Here is a 15,589-nt window from a genome sequence, read left to right on the forward strand (position 1 = left end):
GCACCCGTGCGGGGCGTTCGTTGTTCATTTCTGCAAGGAGGCTTCATGCCGTTCGTACGTTTCACCCTCCCCACCGCGCTGCTGCTCAGCGCCACCGCCACCCTGGCCAACGCCGCCAAACTGGAAGACGTCGCGCCCTATCCCAAGGCCGAAGACGGCTTCGTGCGCCAGGTCATCAACCTGCCCAAGCAGGCGCAGGAAGAGAACTTCAAGGTCGAGATCCTCGCCGGCAAGACGCTGACCGTCGACTGCAACCGTCAGCGCCTGGGCGGCACCCTGGAAGAGAAGACCCTGGAAGGCTGGGGCTACTCCTACTACCGCCTGGACAAGGTCAGCGGCCCGGCCAGCACCCTGATGGCCTGCCCCGATGGCAAGACCCGCCAGGATTTCGTCCCGGTGGTCGGCGAGGGCTTCGTGCTGCGCTACAACAGCAAGCTGCCGATCGTGATCTATGCGCCGAAGGACGTCGAAGTCCGCTACCGCCTCTGGTCGGCCTCGGACAAGATCGAACACGCTCGCGCCGAATAATCCCGACGTCCCTGTAGGAACGGGCCATCCCCGCGATCCGTCGGCAAGGCCGACGCTGGGCGGGTTCGCGAGCAAGCTCGCTCCTACAGGGACGGCGCCACAACCACCGGTGCGCGGCCGTCCGGGGCCGCGCAATGATGCGCCCAGATCGCCCGATACAGGGCTTCCAGATCGACGGTGAAGCGCGCCGTGTCGAACAGCGGCGATGTCATGCGCGCCGCGCCCAGTCGCCGGCGCAGCGCATCGCGCTGGGCATCGTCAAGCGCCAGCGCCTTCAGCCGCTCGAAATAGTCCTGCGCATCGGTCGCCACCAGTTCGTCGAAGCCGTGGGCCCTGAGCAGGCTGCCCGCTACGCGGCTGGTGAAGGTCTCGCCCAACCGGGTCAGTAGCGGCACGCCCACCGGTGAGGGTCGAGTCATCGACGAAGCCTGCCGCGAGGACCGTTGGCGTGAAGGGAAGGGCGCTGCCCAGCAGGGTGCCGGCCACTGCCAGGCGAAGCGTCTGGCGGCCGTTGCGATGAAGAGCCATCGGTGGTTTCTCGTTGTTTTTTATCGTGCGCGGTCAGCGGCAGCCAGAGCGCCCCGCCGCAATCTGAAAGCAGCCGGACGTTAATTTCTGAAGGACGCGCGGAGTTCAGCGCCGCAGCGGAAAACGCGGCGGATTGCCGGCAATGAGCGGTGCTTGGCGAAGGGCGGGGAAAATCTGCGCGGCATGCGCCGTGGCACAGATCGGGCGGCGCGCGGAGCGGGCGGAAATGGGGCGGTGAGAGCGGGGATTGTTCGGGCGCGGCGGGATTTGCACCAGTGGTGTTAGCGCACCCGTTCAGCATGCGCTCTGCCCGCGGCATCGCGGACCGTCAGGTGGGAAATGGCGTGTCTGAATTCATGGTTCGACCTGAAGGATCGTTCTTACAGACGCGGTGTGCCGAGTCGGGGGAGGTCGTTTGCTTTATTCGGCCGATTCAGGCTAGCGCCAGGCTCAACAGCAAGAGGGCGTCGCTCTGGGTAGGAGCGAGCCTGCTGGCGAAGGGAAATCTCAAAGGCCACAGGCGGCCCACCCTGGCGCGCGCTCCGCTCCGAAAGGGGACTCTGCTCTGTGTAGGAGCGAGCTTGCTCGCGAACCCGCCTGGCGTGGACGCCGCAGGGTACTCTGTTCGCGAGCAAGCTCGCTCCTACTCTCGTTGCGGGCGCGCGGTCTGGCCTTCAACGAGAATCCCCTGCTCGCGCCCGCACACCTCCAGCAGAAAGTCCCACACCAGCCTCAGCCTCACTGAGCGGTGCAACTCGCGTCGGGTGCACATCCAGTATTCGCGCTCGATGAATTCCTCCGGCAGCACCGGCAACAGCCGTGGGTCGTGCAGGCCCATGTACTGCGGGAGGATGGCGATGCCGATACCGGCCTGGGCGGCCTGCTGCTGGGCGACCACGCTGGTGCTGCGGAACACCACCTGCGGGTGGCGGCAGAAGCTGTGGTGGAACAGCAGCTCCTGGCTGAACAGCAGGTCGTCGACGTAGCCGATCCAGGGGTGTTTGCACAGGTCGTCGCGGTCGCGCAGGGGCGGCGCGTTTTCCAGGTAGGCGGGGCTGGCGAACAGGCTCAGGCGGTAGCGGGTCAGGCGCCGGCTGATCACCAGGTCGGCGCTGGGGCGCTCGAGAGTGATGGCGATGTCGGCCTCGCGGTTGGTGATGCTGACAAAGCGCGGCACCGATACCAGTTCCACTTCCAGGCCGGGGTAGCGCTGCATCAGCTCGCCCATGCGCGGGGCGAGGAACATCGTGCCCAGGCCCTCGGTGACGCCGATGCGGATCTGCCCCAGCGGCGAGATGGCCTGGCTCATTTCCTCCTGGGCGAGCAGGGCGGTGTTCTCCATGGCCTCGGCATGCTTGAGCAGCGCCTGGCCTGCGGGGGTGAGCTGGTAGCCGCCGGTGTGCTGGGCGAACAGCTGGGTGCCGAGGTCGCGCTCGATGTTCTCGATATGCCGCGCCACCGTGGCGTGGGTGGTGCCCAGGCGCTTGGCAGTGGTCAGCAGGCGGCCGCTGCGGTGCAGCTCGAGGAAGAAGCGCAGGTCATTCCAGTCGAACATCTCGGCGGTCCTCGTTGTTAGAAAACGCACAGCGGGTGACTCGAAATGAGTGTTCTTTTATCACGAACGAACGACTAGGCTCAGTCCCCATACAAAAAGAACAAGAACGACGAGGTACCTTTCCATGCCCCAGGCGCTGGATGCCTATGACTACCTGATCGTCGGCGCGGGTCCGGCCGGCTGCCTGCTGGCCAATCGCCTGTCCGCTGACCCGGCCAACCGCGTGCTGCTGCTCGAAGCCGGCGGCCCGGACAACTATCCCTGGATCCACATCCCCGTCGGCTACCTCTACTGCATCGGCAACCCGCGGACCGACTGGTGCTACGACACCGAGCAGGTGCCGGGCCTGAACGGCCGCGCGATCAAGTACCCGCGCGGGCGTACCCTGGGCGGCTGCTCGTCGATCAATGGCATGATCTACATGCGCGGCCAGGCGCTGGACTACGACGGCTGGGCCGCCGAGGGCAACCCCGGCTGGGGCTGGAACGATCTGCTGCCGCTGTTCATGAAGATGGAGGACCACTTCGCCGGCTCCAGCGAGCTGCATGGCGCGGGCGGCGAATGGCGGGTGGAGAAGCAGCGGCTGTCGTGGGCGATCCTCGATGCCTTCCGCGAGGCGGCGGCGCAGGCCGGCGTGCGCCCGGTGGACGACTTCAACGGCGGCGACAACGAGGGCTGCGGCTACTTCCAGGTGAACCAGCGCTCGGGTGTGCGCTGGAACGCCTCCAAGGCCTTCCTGCGGCCCATCGCCAACCGTGCCAACCTGACCGTGCTGACGAACGTCGAGGCTCTGCGCGTGCTGCTGGAGAACGGCCGCGCCGCCGGGCTGGAGGTGAACTGGCAGGGCGCGCGGCGCGAACTGCGGACGCGGCGTGAAGTCATCCTCTGCGCCGGCGCGATCAACACGCCGGTGCTGCTGCAGCGCTCGGGCATCGGCCCCCGCGACCTGCTGGAGAAGCACGGCATCGGCGTGCGCCATGCGCTGTCCGGCGTGGGCGGCAACCTCCAGGACCACCTGCAACTGCGCCTGATCTACCGCATGAACGGGGCGCCGTCGCTGAACCAGATCGCCTCGACGCTGTGGGGCAAGATGGGCATGGGCCTGGAGTACCTGCTCAAGCGCAGCGGCCCCCTGTCCATGGCGCCCAGCCAGTTGGGCGCGTTCGCCAAGTCCGACCCAAGCCAGCGTTCGGCCAACCTGGAATACCACGTGCAGCCGCTGTCGCTGGAGCGCTTCGGCGAGCCGCTGCACAGCTTCCCGGCATTCACCGCCTCGGTCTGCGACCTGCGCCCGCTGAGCCGGGGCACGGTGACCCTGCGTTCGCCCGACCCGCGCGACAAGCCGGTGATCCAGCCCAACTACCTGAGCCACCCGCAGGACCTGCGCGTGGCCGCCGACGCCATCCGCCTGACCCGGCGCATCGCCGCCGCGCCTGCGCTGGCGCGCTATCAGCCGGTGGAGTTCAAGCCCGGCCCGGATTACCAGACCGAAGAAGACCTGCACCGCGCCGCCGCCGAGATCGGCACCACCATCTTCCACCCCGCCGGCACCTGCCGCATGGGGCAGGGCGAGGGTGCGGTGGTGGACAGCCGGTTGCGCGTGCACGGCATCCCCGGCCTGCGCATCGCCGATGCGTCGATCATGCCCAGCCTGACCTCCGGCAACAGCTGTTCACCGGTGCTGGTGATCGCGGAAAAGGCCGCGCAGATGATATTGAGCGAACCTGCGCGCGGCGCGGAGGTCATCCCTTCCAGTGGGCGCACGGCGGAGGAAGCTCCCGTGGCGTGACGGCGAGGCTGTCTCCCCACAGTGTTTGGCGTGGAATTTCGCTCCCTGACGCCTGCGTGCCAGGCGGTTCGCGAGCACGCTCGCTCCTACCAGGGGCGGCACAACCGGTATCGCGCGGTGTCACCACCGTGGCAGTCGAGGCTGACAAAAACAAAAGCCCCCAGAAGGGGCAGGAGAGCCCGCAATGACCGATGTAGCACAGACCAGCCCCTATGAGCGGCCCGCGACCTCGCGTCGCGACGAGCGCAAGGTGATCTTCGCCTCGTCGCTCGGCACGGTGTTCGAGTGGTACGACTTCTTCCTCTACGGATCGCTCGCGGCGGTCATCAGCAAGCAGTTCTTCGCCGGGGTCAACGACACCACCGCCTTCATCTTCGCCCTGCTGGCATTCGCCGCCGGCTTCCTTGTCCGCCCGTTCGGCGCGCTGGTATTCGGCCGCCTGGGCGACATGATCGGGCGCAAGTACACCTTCCTTGCCACCATCCTGCTGATGGGCCTGTCCACCTTCGCGGTGGGCCTGCTGCCGTCCTACGCCACCATCGGCGTGGCCGCGCCGATCATCCTCATCGTCCTGCGCCTGCTGCAGGGCCTGGCGCTGGGCGGCGAGTACGGCGGGGCGGCGATCTACGTCGCCGAGCACGCGCCGGACCACAAGCGCGGCGCCTACACCAGCTGGATCCAGTGCACCGCCACCGGCGGCCTGCTGCTCTCGCTGGTGGTGATCTGGGGTTGCCGCCAGGCCACCGGCGCCGAGTTCGAGACCTGGGGCTGGCGCCTGCCGTTCCTCATCTCCATCGTGCTGCTGGGCATCTCCACCTGGATCCGCCTGTCCATGCAGGAGTCGCCGGCATTCCTGAAGATGAAGGCCGAGGGCAAGGTGAGCAAGTCGCCGCTCAAGGAATCCTTCACCCGCTGGAGCAACCTGAAGATCGTCCTGATCGCCCTGTTCAGCATCAACGCCGGCCAGGCGGTGACCTTCTACGCGGCGCAGTTCTACGTGATGTTCTTCCTGACCCAGGTGCTGAAGGTCGACCCGGCGCTGTCCAACGGCTTGCTGATCATCTCCCTGGTGATCGGTGCACCGTTGTTCGTGATCGCCGGCTGGGTGTCGGACAAGGTCGGGCGCAAGCCGGTGCTGGTCACCGGCCTGCTGCTGGCCACGGTGCTGTACTTCCCGCTGTTCAAGGCGCTGACCCACTACGCCAACCCGCAGATCGACGCGGCCTCGCGCCAGGCGCCGGTGACCGTGATGGCGGACCCGGCCACCTGCACCTTCCAGTTCGACCCGGTGGGCAAGGCCAAATTCGACAGCGCCTGCGACAAGGCCAAGACCCTGCTGGTGAAGGGCGGCGTGCCGTACAGCACGGTGGCCGCGCCAGCGGGCAGCGAACTGGTGGTGACGGTGGGCGAGAAGCGCATCGAGGGCTTCGACGCCGCCGCGCTGGGCGCCGCGGTGAAGGACGCGGGTTACCCGGCCGTGGCCGACTCGTCCCTGGTGAACCGGCCGATGGTGGTGGCGATCATCGTCGCGCTGATCTTCATCGCCACCTGCTGCTACGGCCCGCTGGCGGCGCTGATGGTCGAGCTGTTCCCGACGCGCATCCGCTATACCTCGCTGTCGCTGCCGTACCACATCGGCAACGGCTGGTTCGGCGGCCTGCTGCCGACCATCTCGTTCGCCCTGGTGGTGTACACCGGCAACATCTTCTACGGCCTGTGGTACCCGGTGCTGATCACGGCGATGAGCCTGGTCTGCTCGCTGCTGTTCCTGCGCGAGACCAAGGACAACGACATCCACGCGGATTGATCTTCGGCTGAGGGGAAAGGGCCCGGCGGATGCCGGGCTTTTTCATTGGGCTCCTACGTATGCCGGCCAGCACGCGGCTTGGGTGTAGGAGCGGGCCATGCCCGCGATCGCGCGCATGGCGCGCTCCTACAGGGGGCTCCGCGGCGAAGCGTGTTCGCGAGCAAGCTCGCTCCTACAGGGTGGGTGCCGTCAGCACAGTAGGCGCCCTGTGGCGAGCATCACGGAGGGCGTCCTGCCGGCAAGCACGTGGCGTGGGTGTAGGAGCGGGCCATGCCCGCGATCGCGCGCATGGCGCGCTCCTACAGGAGGCTCCGCGGCGAAGCGTGTTCGCGAGCAAGCTCGCTCCTACAGGGTGGGTGCCGTCAGCACAAAAGGCGCCCTGTGGCGAGCATCGAGGACGGAGTCCGCTCCTACGAATGCGGCAAGCATGCGGCCTGTGTAGGAGCGGGCCATGCCCGCGATCGCGCGCATGGCGCGCTCCTACAGGGAGGCTCCGCAGCGAAGCGGGTTCACGAGCAAGCTCGCTCCTACAGGGTGGGTGCCGTCAGCACAAAAGGCGCCCGAAGGCGCCTTTCGCAGGTAGCCGCGGCGATCAGCGGAACGCCGGCACCACGTGCTGGATGAACAGCTCCAGCGACTTCTTCTTCTGCGCATAGGGCAGGCTGTTGTCGGCCCAGAAGCTGAACTCGTCCACACCCAGTTCCTGGTAGTGGCGGATGCGCGCGATGATTTCTTCCGGGGTGCCGATCATGGTGTTCTTGCGGATGTTCTCCAGCTCGAACTCCGGGCGCTCCTTGAACTTCTCCTCGGGGCTGGGCGGCAGCAGGCCGTTGACCGGGGTCTGCTTGTTGCCGAACCAGGCGTCGAAGGTGCGGTAGAAGCGCGAGATCGCCTCGGCGCCGACCTTCCAGCCATCCGGATCGTCCGCGGTGTGCACGTGGGTATGGCGCAGCACCATCAGTTGCGGGCGCGGCACGTCCGGGTTGTTGGCCAGGGCGGCTTCGAACTTGTTCTTAAGGTCGACGACTTCTTCGTCGCCTTTCATCAACGGGGTGACCATCACGTTGCAGCCGTTGGCCACCGCGAAGTTGTGCGAATCCGGGTCGCGGGCGGCGATCCACATCGGCGGGGTGGGCTTCTGGAGCGGACGCGGCGACGAGGTGGAGGTGGGGAATTTCCAGATTTCGCCGTCGTGGGCGACGTCGCCCTGCCACAGTGCCTTCACCACCGGGACCATCTCGCGCAGGTACTTGCCACCGTCGCCGGCCGGCATGCCGTTGGCCATGCGGTCGAACTCGTACTGGTAGGCGCCGCGGGCCAGGCCCACTTCCATGCGGCCGTTGCTGATGACGTCGAGCAGGGCGCATTCGCCGGCCACGCGGATGGGGTGCCAGAACGGCGCGATGATGGTGCCGGCGCCCAGGCGGATGGTCTGGGTGCGGGCGGCGAGGTAGGCCAGCAGCGGCATCGGGCTCGGCGAGATGGTGTACTCCATGGCGTGGTGCTCGCCGATCCAGACGGTGGAGAAACCGCCGGCCTCGGCCATCAGCGTCAGCTCGGTGAGCTCTTCGAACAGCTGGCGGTGGCTGGGCTGATCGTCGTAGCGCTCCATGTGCACGAACAGGGAAAACTTCATATCGCTTACCTCGAACCTTTCTTGTATCCGGCACGGCAGCCGGCGGGAGATGCGCAGGCACGCATCGCTGCTTTTCGGCGGTCAGGCGCGACGGCGGAGAACAACGGCCGGTTTACGCGCTAGGGAATCCGTTGCATATTGGTATACCATAATATGGGATGTCTGCAAGGCGTTTCTGCCGCGAGCAGACCAAGGGAGTAAGGGATGAACCTCAAACAAAAACTGATCCTCGCGTTTTCCGCCATCGCCAGCTTGCCGGTGATCCTGGTTGCCGTACTGGTGATCCTCAACCTGCGCGGGGAGGCCCGGGACAGCTTCATCGACGGCAGCAGCCGGGAGATCCGCCAGGTCGAGAACGCCATGCAGCTGTTCTTCGACGGCATCACCCAGAACGTCGAATACCTGGCCAGCCATCCGCAGCTGGCAGCCATCGACGGCGGCCTCAAGCAGTACATCGCCAGCGATGCCGCGCAGCACCCCACCGGCGAGCTGGACAAGCGCGTCTTCGACCTCTTCACCGGGCTGGCGCAGAGCCACCCGGATTACGCCTACGTGTCCCTCGGCACCCGCGAAGGCGGCTACAGCTTCTGGCCGGGCGACGCCACGCTGGCCAACTACGATCCGCGCACCCGCCCGTGGTACCAGGCGGCCATGGCCCAGCCGGGCAAGACCCTGCGCACCAAGGCCTACTACTGGGCGGCGGACAAGGTGGTGCTGGTGAGCAGCGTGCGCACCTTCGCCAACCAGCTCGGCCCGCAGGGCGGGGTGGTCAACATCGACGTCTCGCTCAAGCGCCTGACCGATATCGTCAAGGCGATCCGCCTGGGCGAATCCGGCTACCTGATGCTGATGGAAGGCGACGGCACCATCCTGGTCGACCCGCACAATCCCGAGAACAACTTCAAGCAACTGGGCGAGCTGGGCGGCGATTTCCAGCGCCTGGCCAGCGCGCAGAAGGGCCTGGTGGAGGTGGAGATCGGCGGCGAGCGCTACCTCGCCAACGTCTGGCCGTCCGACGCCCTGGGCTGGCGCTTCGTCGGCCTGGTCAAGGAGAGCGAGGTGATGAGCGCGGCGACCCGCCTGACCTGGGTCATCGCTCTGATTGCGGTGGTCATCGCGCTGGCCTTCGCCGGCCTCGGCTCGCTGTTCGCCGGCCTGGTGGTGCGCCCGGTGCGCGCGGTAGCCGCCGGCCTGGAAGGCATCGCCCAGGGCGATGGCGACCTCACCGGACGCCTGGCCGTGCGCGGCCGTGACGAGACGGCGCAACTGGCCGGCTGGTTCAACCAGTTCCTCGACGCGATCCGGCGGCTGGTGCAGAGCATCGGCGCCGCGGCCGGCAGCATCCACCAGAGTTCGGGCAGCAGCCGCGAGACCTCGCAGGCGCTGGCCGATACCGCCGCCCGCCAGCGCGAGGCGGTGGACATGGTCTCCACCGCGTTCAACGAGATGGTGATGACGGCCAACGAGGTCGCGCGCTCCTGCACCCAGGCGGCGGAATCCGCCGACAGCGGCCAGCGCCAGGCCCACGACGGCCAGCAGCAGATCGACGCCGCCGTGGACAGCGTCGGCCGCCTGAGCGAGGAGATCGCCCACTCCGCCGATGCCATGCGCCAGCTGGAGCAGGACAGCAACGATATCCAGTCGATCCTCGGCACCATCCGTTCCATCGCCGAGCAGACCAACCTGCTGGCGCTCAACGCGGCCATCGAGGCGGCGCGTGCCGGCGACCAGGGCCGCGGGTTCGCCGTGGTGGCCGACGAGGTGCGCGCGCTGGCGCGGCGCACGGCGGAATCCACCGGGGAGATCGACAACCTGCTCGGCACCCTGGCGCGCCGTACCCACGACACCGGGCGGCAGATGCAGTCGAGCCTGGAGGCATCGCAGCGCACCGTGGGCTCGATCCGCGAGGCGCGGGCGTGCTTCGGTGCGATACGCGAGTCGGTGGACGTGATCCGCGACATGAACGCGCAGATCGCCACCGCCGCCGAGGAGCAGCACCAGGTGGCGGAGGAGATCAACCGGCACATCAGCCAGATCCACCGCGATGCCCAGGAAGTCGCCGGCCTGGCGGAGGCCACGCGCGGCGATGCGCAGACCCTGGGTGGGTTGTCCGATGAGCTGAACCGGCTGGTGTCGCGGTTCAGGACCTGAGGCACGAGACGGGCTCGCGAAGGCGGGCCCTTTTCTTAGCCGATGAGCTTTTCGTAGGAGCGAGCTTGCTCGCGAACCGCATAACGCCGTGCTAACCGGCAAGCGAGGTTCGCGAGCAAGCTCGCTCCTACAATGTGCGCCTTCACCGCTATGTGCCCTGGTGAGGGCGGATTCCGCCGCGAGGGATTCCAGGCTCGCACGCGGGCATCGCCAGAGAACGGATTTGTAGGATGGGTGGAGCGCAGCGATACCCATGTTGTCGGTGCGCCAATTCGATGGGTATCGCTGCGCTCCACGCCATCCTGCGAACGTGCCTCATGGCAGGCGTAGGGCGCATGACGCGCCAGCGTTTCCCGCCGCCGCAACGGCGGTTCGGCCTTCCCCGGCGGTGGCTTTGCATTCCACAGGCAAAAAGAAAGCCCCTTCTCACTCCCGCAAGAAGGGGCCCGCGCCGGACGGCGAACGATCAGGCGGTCAGGCGAACGCCTCCAGCGCGCCCATCTTTCCGCGGCAGTAAATCATCGGGGTGATCTGCTGGTCCGGCACGATCAGGTTCTTCACCGCGCCGACCAGGATGGCGTGGTCACCGCCTTCGTATTCGCGCCACAGCTCGCACTCGATGATGGCGGTGGCATTTGCCAACAGCGGGTTGCCGCGTTCGCTCAGCGTCCATTCGATGCCCTGGGCCTTGTCCTTGCCCTTGCTGGCGAAGGCATAGGCTTCGCCCTTCTGGTCGGCGGACAGCAGGTGGATGGCGAACTGCTTGCGGCGGATCAGCACCGGGTAGGAGTCGGAGCTGTAGTTGGGGCAGAACAGCACCAGCGCCGGGTCCATCGACAGGGAGCTGAAGGCGCTCGCGGTAAGGCCGACCACCTGGCCATCGTCGTCCAGAGTCGTGATGACGGTGACGCCGGACGGGAAGGAGCCCATGACGTGTTTGTAGGCAGCGTGGTCGATCATTGCGAGTACCTGTCGTGTGAGCCGGCCATCGGGAGTGGTCGTTTCGTATGATGGTATACCGTAATACTTCGAAATCAAGCCTTTTGTTTTCCCGATGGATGGATGGCGCAATCCCCGTCGTCGCCTGGAGGCTGCAGAATACGGGGCTTTGGCCGGTAAGATGAGCCTTCGCCGGAGGGGCGGCTGGCGACCATTCGACCAACGGTTATTCAGAAAATGCTTGCTTGGTATGTGGAATACCATAATATTTCAGCCGTCACCGCCGCGCCGTTTCTGCCCCATCCGAGGCGCCGGATGACCTGACCTTACAAAGACAATAAGCAAGGCAAAACCGATGTCCGATACTCCGTTGATCGAGAACCATACCGTCGATTACGTGCCGCCGGCCGAGCGCCATGGGCGCTCCCGCGACCTGTTCACGCTGTGGTTCAGCACCAACATCGCACCGCTGCCGGTGGTGACCGGCGCGATGGCGGTCCAGGTGTTCCATCTCGACCTGCTCTGGGGGCTGATCGCCATTGTCCTGGGCCACGTGTTCGGCGGCGTGTTCCTCGCCCTGGCATCGGCGCAGGGCCCGCAGATGGGCATTCCGCAGATGGTCCAGAGCCGGGGCCAGTTCGGCCGTTACGGCGCCTTGCTGATCGTGTTCTTCACCGCCCTGATCTACGTCGGCTTCTTCATTTCCAACATCGTCCTGGCGGGCAAGTCGATCCAGGGCCTGGTGCCGGCGACCCCGACGCCTGTGGCGATCATTCTCGGTGCACTGAGCGCCACCGCCATCGGCGTGATCGGCTATCGCTTCATCCACACCCTCAACCGCATCGGCACCTGGGTGATGGGCGGCGCGCTGCTGGTGGGTTTTGCCATCATGCTCGGCGGCGAGCTGCCGGCGGACTTCCTCTCCCGCGGCGCCTTCAACCTCTCCGGCTTCCTGGCCACGTTGTGCCTGGGCATCATCTGGCAGATCAGCTTCGCGCCCTACACCTCGGATTATTCGCGCTATCTGCCGGCCAGCGTCGGCATCGGCAAGCCGTTCCTGGCGACCTTCGCCGGCGCGGTGGCGGGTACCAGCCTGTCGTTCAGCTTCGGCGCGGTGGCGGTGCTGGCAACCCCCGAAGGCACCGACGCGATGGTCGCGGTCAAGCAGGCCACCGGCGTGTTCGGTCCGGTGCTGATGCTGCTGTTCCTGCTCAACATCATCAGCCACAACGCGCTGAACCTGTATGGCGCCGTGCTCTCCATCGTCACCTCGATCCAGACCTTCGCCGGTAGCTGGACGCCCAGTGTGCGGGTGCGCGTGGTGCTGTCCTCGGTGGTGCTGGCGGGCAGTTGCCTGATGGCGCTGGGCGCCTCGGCCAACTTCATCTCGCAGTTCATCGGCCTGATCCTGGCGATGCTGATCGTGCTGGTGCCCTGGGCCTCGATCAACCTGATCGACTTCTACCTGATCAAGCGCGGCCGCTACGACATCCAGTCGATCTTCCGCCGTGACGGCGGCGTCTACGGGCGCTTCAACCCGCACGCGATCATCGCCTACTTCATCGGCATCATCGTGCAGCTGCCGTTCGCCAATACCTCGTTGTTCGTCGGCCCCTATGCCAACTACATCGATGGGGTGGACCTGTCCTGGCTGGTCGGCCTGCTGGTGACCTGCCCGCTGTACTACTGCCTGGCCACCCGCGGCCAGGCCCGCGAAGCCGGCCAGCCGGTGGCGCTGGGGATCGCGGAGTAGGGAATTCGACCTGGGTTGCACACTCTCTGCCCCGCCGGGATTCGGTGGGGCTTTTTTTTGCCTGTACGGTCTGGAGCTAGAGCTTTGGTTACAGGGAGGGCAGTGTCTCTGCGCCGCTGATGTGTGCGCTGAGAGATTGGGTTTCGCCCCCTCGGGCGAGTCCCTTTTGGCAAACGCCCCAAAAGGAACCAAAAGGTCTTGCCCCGGACATCCGGTTTTTCGCTTAGGCGAAAAATTCCCTCGTTGAAGCGGAGTTTCAGGGGCACGCTGCGAAGGGCCGTCCCTGGCCCATCGCAGCTCTCGCGACATCCATGTCGCTCAACCCCTGAAACTCCGCTTCAACGAGGCCTCCTGAACGGGGCAGTCGGAGTGTGCGGATGTTTCTCTTGAGGGCCTCAAGAGCCAAAGCGGAGCATCGGCTCTTCGTAGGAGCGATCTTGCTCGCGAACCGCAAGGCACAACATTCCCTGTAGGAGCGGGCCATGCCCGCGATCACGGGCATGGCCCGTTCCTACAGTCTGGCGAGGGCAGTCGGCTGTCGTAAGAGCGGAGCTTCTCCGCGATCCGGTTACACCGGCGCTCGGATGGTTCGCGAGCAAGCTCGCTCCTACAAGGGGCGTTTTACTTCGGTATGTCTTCTGCCGGGATCGAATTCCGCCGCGTGGGATATCGCGGACAGAGTCCGCTCCTACGGGAGCCGGGTGCGGACCTGTAGGAGCGAGCTTGCTCGCGACCGCCCAGCGCCGGATGTCCCCTGTAGGAGCGGGCCATGCCCGCGATCACGGGCATGGCCCGTTCCTACAGGCTGGCGAGGGCTCTCGGCTGTCGTAGGAGCGGAGCTTCTCCGCGATCCGGTAACACCGGCGCTCGGATGGTTCGCGAGCAAGCTCGCTCCTACAAGGGGCGTCTTGCTTCGGTGTGTCTTCTGCTGGTCGGATTCCGCCGCGTGGGATATCGCGGACCGAGTCCGCTCCTACGGGAGCCGGGCGCGGACCTGTAGGAGCGAGCTTGCTCGCGAACAGCCCAACGCCGAACGTCCCCTGTAGGAGCGGGCCATGCCCGCGATCCGTCGGCAGGGCCGACGGCAATCCCGCTCGCCCATGGCCGGGGCCTTACCCCTCGAACCCCTCGACGATCACGATCTCCGCCTTCGCCACGCCCTGCCGGTGCGCGCAGGCGTCCTGGTATTCCGCCGAGCGGTAGCAGGCCAGCGCCTGCTCATAGGAATCGAACTCGATCACCACGCTACGCTGAGGAGTAGAGCGCCCTTCCAGCGCTTCGGAGCGGCCGCCGCGGGCGAGGAACCTGCCGCCGTACAGGGCGAAGGCCGCGGGCGCGCGGCGGGTGTATTCGCCGTATTGCTGCGGGTCGGTGACGTCGACGTGGGCAATCCAGTAAGCCTTCATGGGCACCTCTGCGTGCTGCTGTTTTGGATAAGAAATATATTATGGTATACCAGATTTTTTCATCCACGATCCAGCCGAGTACCGCACCATGCCGTTCGACCGCATCGAAGACATCATCGAAGACTACCGCCAGGGCAAGATGGTGCTCCTGGTCGACGACGAAGACCGCGAAAACGAAGGCGACCTGCTGCTCGCCGCCGAGCGCTGCACGCCGGAGGCGATCAACTTCATGGCGCGCGAGGCGCGCGGGCTGATCTGCCTGACGCTGACCGACGAACACTGCGCCCGCCTGGGGCTGGAACAGATGGTGCCGGCCAATGGCAGCGTCTATTCCACCGCCTTCACCGTGTCCATCGAGGCGGCCACCGGCGTCTCCACCGGCATCTCCGCCGCCGACCGTTCGCACACCGTGCTCACCGCCGTGAAGCCGGGCGCTCGCGCCGAGGACCTGGTGCAGCCCGGCCACATCTTCCCCCTGCGCGCCCGCGAAGGCGGAGTGCTCACCCGCGCCGGCCACACCGAGGCGGGTTGCGACCTGGCGCGCCTGGCCGGGCTGACCCCGGCGTCGGTGATCGTCGAGGTGATGAACGACGACGGCAGCATGGCCCGCCGCCCGGACCTGGAAGCCTTCGCCAAGCGCCATGGCATCCGCATCGGCACCATCGCCGACCTGATCCACTACCGCCTGAGCACCGAGCACACCGTCGCGCGCATCGGCGAGAGCGAGCTGCCCACGGTGCACGGCACTTTCCGCCTTGTCACGTACGAGGACCGCATCGAAGGCGGCGTGCACATGGCCATGGTGATGGGCGACATCCGGCGCGATGAGCCGACCCTGGTGCGCGTGCACGTGATCGACCCGCTGCGCGACCTGGTCGGCGCCGAGTACACCGGGCCGAAGAACTGGACGCTCTGGGCCGCCCTGCAGAAGGTCGCGGAGGTCGGCCACGGCGTGGTGGTGGTGCTGGCCAACAACGAGTCCTCCCAGGCGCTGCTGGCCCGCGTGCCGCAACTGACCCAGGCGCCGCGGCAGTTCACCCGCTCGCAGTCGCGCATCTATTCCGAAGTCGGCACCGGCGCGCAGATCCTGCAGGACATCGGCGTCGGCAAGATCCGCCACCTCGGCGCACCGCTGAAGTACGCCGGCCTCACCGGCTACGACCTGGAAGTGGTGGAAACGCTGCCTTTCGAGGGCTGATCCGTTCGTCCGCTCGCCGTGCTGGCGTTTCGCCAGAAAACTTCCGCGCGGCGAGTGTGAAAAAAGATTTCCTTTCCAATCAAGAACCTGAGCAACACGAGGAACGACGCGGTGTTCACCCAAGCTTCGCTGCCACGATGGCCGGTGTCGCGGAGGACTTGCGGAAAGTTTGGAATACCATAATATGACATTCCGTAGGCCTTACGATTTCTGCTCGTCAGCGTGCCACTCCATCGGACCCTGACGACGCTCCGGCCACCTGCTCCAGACCGGCGTCCCCCGAAGGTCGCCGTGAACAA

The 15,589-nt window shown here is 66.4% G+C and carries 11 protein-coding genes and 1 pseudogene; 7 read left to right on the forward strand and 5 right to left on the reverse strand.

The genetic code is table 11. The features are described 5' to 3' along the window. Nucleotides 1-45 precede the first annotated feature (45 nt). A complete protein-coding gene (gene eco, locus ACNFIA_RS23185) occupies nt 46-528 on the forward strand; it encodes a serine protease inhibitor ecotin (RefSeq protein ID WP_416789030.1) in 483 nt (160 codons plus the stop codon). 83 nt (nt 529-611) lie between these two features. Here eco and ACNFIA_RS23190 read toward each other — a convergent pair whose 3' ends face one another. Both ACNFIA_RS23190 and ACNFIA_RS23195 read right to left on the reverse strand, forming a co-directional pair. Next, nucleotides 612-947, reverse strand: a complete 336-nt coding sequence (locus ACNFIA_RS23190; protein ID WP_416789033.1) for a hypothetical protein — start codon at nt 945-947, stop codon at nt 612-614. Nucleotides 948-1,699: 752 nt separating this feature from the next. Further along, nucleotides 1,700-2,611, reverse strand: a complete 912-nt coding sequence (locus ACNFIA_RS23195) for a LysR family transcriptional regulator (protein ID WP_416789036.1) — start codon at nt 2,609-2,611, stop codon at nt 1,700-1,702. Nucleotides 2,612-2,735: 124 nt separating this feature from the next. Here ACNFIA_RS23195 and ACNFIA_RS23200 point away from each other — a divergent pair, with 124 nt between their 5' ends. Together ACNFIA_RS23200 and ACNFIA_RS23205 are read left to right on the forward strand one after the other, a co-directional pair. Next, nucleotides 2,736-4,400 carry a GMC family oxidoreductase gene (locus tag ACNFIA_RS23200; protein ID WP_416789038.1) on the forward strand — a complete coding sequence of 555 codons (1,665 nt, stop codon included), beginning with the start codon at nt 2,736-2,738 and terminating at the stop codon, nt 4,398-4,400. 184 nt (nt 4,401-4,584) lie between these two features. Further along, nucleotides 4,585-6,207 (forward strand): MFS transporter, encoded by a 1,623-nt coding sequence (locus ACNFIA_RS23205; RefSeq protein WP_259756711.1) that lies wholly within the window; start codon nt 4,585-4,587, stop codon nt 6,205-6,207. Between the two features lie 592 nt (nt 6,208-6,799). Here the strand turns inward: ACNFIA_RS23205 and ACNFIA_RS23210 are convergent. Next, nucleotides 6,800-7,843 (reverse strand): LLM class flavin-dependent oxidoreductase, encoded by a 1,044-nt coding sequence (locus ACNFIA_RS23210; RefSeq protein ID WP_416789040.1) that lies wholly within the window; start codon nt 7,841-7,843, stop codon nt 6,800-6,802. A gap of 360 nt (nt 7,844-8,203) precedes the next feature. On the opposite strand from ACNFIA_RS23210, the pseudogene ACNFIA_RS23215 reads away from it, so the two are divergent. Both ACNFIA_RS23215 and ACNFIA_RS23220 read left to right on the forward strand, forming a co-directional pair. Beyond that, a pseudogene (locus tag ACNFIA_RS23215) lies at nt 8,204-9,136 on the forward strand (cache domain-containing protein); the annotation flags it as partial. 129 nt (nt 9,137-9,265) lie between these two features. Next, entirely contained in the window at nt 9,266-9,994 is a 729-nt protein-coding gene (locus tag ACNFIA_RS23220) for a methyl-accepting chemotaxis protein (protein ID WP_416789090.1), read from the forward strand. A gap of 474 nt (nt 9,995-10,468) precedes the next feature. Here the strand turns inward: ACNFIA_RS23220 and ACNFIA_RS23225 are convergent, their stop codons facing one another. Beyond that, nucleotides 10,469-10,954 carry a flavin reductase family protein gene (locus ACNFIA_RS23225; RefSeq protein ID WP_416789043.1) on the reverse strand — a complete coding sequence of 162 codons (486 nt, stop codon included), beginning with the start codon at nt 10,952-10,954 and terminating at the stop codon, nt 10,469-10,471. A 334-nt stretch (nt 10,955-11,288) separates the two neighbouring features. On the opposite strand from ACNFIA_RS23225, the gene ACNFIA_RS23230 reads away from it, so the two are divergent. Continuing rightward, nucleotides 11,289-12,686 carry a purine-cytosine permease family protein gene (locus tag ACNFIA_RS23230; RefSeq protein WP_416789045.1) on the forward strand — a complete coding sequence of 466 codons (1,398 nt, stop codon included), beginning with the start codon at nt 11,289-11,291 and terminating at the stop codon, nt 12,684-12,686. A 1,112-nt stretch (nt 12,687-13,798) separates the two neighbouring features. Here the strand turns inward: ACNFIA_RS23230 and ACNFIA_RS23235 are convergent. Then, the gene (locus ACNFIA_RS23235) at nt 13,799-14,092 is read right to left on the reverse strand and encodes a DUF1330 domain-containing protein (protein WP_416789048.1); all 294 of its coding nucleotides are present in this window, start codon (nt 14,090-14,092) and stop codon (nt 13,799-13,801) included. 88 nt (nt 14,093-14,180) lie between these two features. Between ACNFIA_RS23235 and ribBA the strand changes: the two genes are divergently transcribed. Further along, nucleotides 14,181-15,290, forward strand: a complete 1,110-nt coding sequence (ribBA, locus tag ACNFIA_RS23240; protein ID WP_259756701.1) for a bifunctional 3,4-dihydroxy-2-butanone-4-phosphate synthase/GTP cyclohydrolase II — start codon at nt 14,181-14,183, stop codon at nt 15,288-15,290. The last annotated feature ends 299 nt before the right edge of the window (nt 15,291-15,589 follow it).

The organism is Pseudomonas sp. NY15437 (assembly GCF_048068435.1).
GTDB lineage: Bacteria > Pseudomonadota > Gammaproteobacteria > Pseudomonadales > Pseudomonadaceae > Pseudomonas > Pseudomonas nitroreducens_B.

Coding starts and splice junctions, on each gene's coding strand:
- eco (WP_416789030.1), top strand. CDS start 46: ATGCCGTTCGTACGTTTCACCCTCCCCACCGCGCTGCTGCTCAGCGCC.
- ACNFIA_RS23190 (WP_416789033.1), bottom strand. CDS start 947: ATGACTCGACCCTCACCGGTGGGCGTGCCGCTACTGACCCGGTTGGGC.
- ACNFIA_RS23195 (WP_416789036.1), bottom strand. CDS start 2,611: ATGTTCGACTGGAATGACCTGCGCTTCTTCCTCGAGCTGCACCGCAGC.
- ACNFIA_RS23200 (WP_416789038.1), top strand. CDS start 2,736: ATGCCCCAGGCGCTGGATGCCTATGACTACCTGATCGTCGGCGCGGGT.
- ACNFIA_RS23205 (WP_259756711.1), top strand. CDS start 4,585: ATGACCGATGTAGCACAGACCAGCCCCTATGAGCGGCCCGCGACCTCG.
- ACNFIA_RS23210 (WP_416789040.1), bottom strand. CDS start 7,843: ATGAAGTTTTCCCTGTTCGTGCACATGGAGCGCTACGACGATCAGCCC.
- ACNFIA_RS23220 (WP_416789090.1), top strand. CDS start 9,266: ATGGTCTCCACCGCGTTCAACGAGATGGTGATGACGGCCAACGAGGTC.
- ACNFIA_RS23225 (WP_416789043.1), bottom strand. CDS start 10,954: ATGATCGACCACGCTGCCTACAAACACGTCATGGGCTCCTTCCCGTCC.
- ACNFIA_RS23230 (WP_416789045.1), top strand. CDS start 11,289: ATGTCCGATACTCCGTTGATCGAGAACCATACCGTCGATTACGTGCCG.
- ACNFIA_RS23235 (WP_416789048.1), bottom strand. CDS start 14,092: ATGAAGGCTTACTGGATTGCCCACGTCGACGTCACCGACCCGCAGCAA.
- ribBA (WP_259756701.1), top strand. CDS start 14,181: ATGCCGTTCGACCGCATCGAAGACATCATCGAAGACTACCGCCAGGGC.